At 63.4% G+C, this 541-nt stretch carries 1 protein-coding gene; it reads right to left on the reverse strand.

What is annotated here, in order from left to right:
• Positions 1–541 (reverse strand): IS30 family transposase (locus MXD58_RS24780; protein ID WP_250610058.1); only part of this gene is annotated, 541 nt, incomplete at both ends.

Here is a 541-nt window from a genome sequence, read left to right on the forward strand (position 1 = left end):
TAGTAGCAGGCGGTTGAGCCTTTCAGCGGGTGTATCCCAGTCCAATGTCTGGCGCGGACGGCGATTCAGCAGGTCAGCGACGCGGTCAAGTTCTGCCTGTGTGTGATCCGACAGGTCAGTACCTTTGGGGAAATACTGGCGCAGCAGCCCGTTGGTGTTCTCGTTACTTCCGCGTTGCCACGGCGAATGCGGATCGCAGAAATAGACAGGGATACCAGTCGTGACGGTGAACCGGGCATGCTCGGCCATCTCGGTGCCCTGGTCCCACGTGATCGACCGGAACAGAGCCTCGGGAAGCTCCCGCACCTTCAGCGAGAGAATGAGCGCGACCCGGTCAGCGAACCGGTCGTATGGAACACGGGCGAGCATGACGAACCGCGTCTGACGTTCGACCAGGGTCAGGATCTGACTCGCCCCGGCCTTCCCGACGATCATGTCACCCTCCCAGTGTCCGGGCACCGCACGGTCGGCGACCTCCGCCGGACGCTCGGAGATGCTGACCATGCCAGCGATCCTGGCCTGCTTCGGCCGCGTCGACCCG

Origin of the sequence: Frankia sp. AgKG'84/4 (assembly GCF_023242965.2) — a bacterium.
GTDB lineage: Bacteria > Actinomycetota > Actinomycetes > Frankiales > Frankiaceae > Frankia.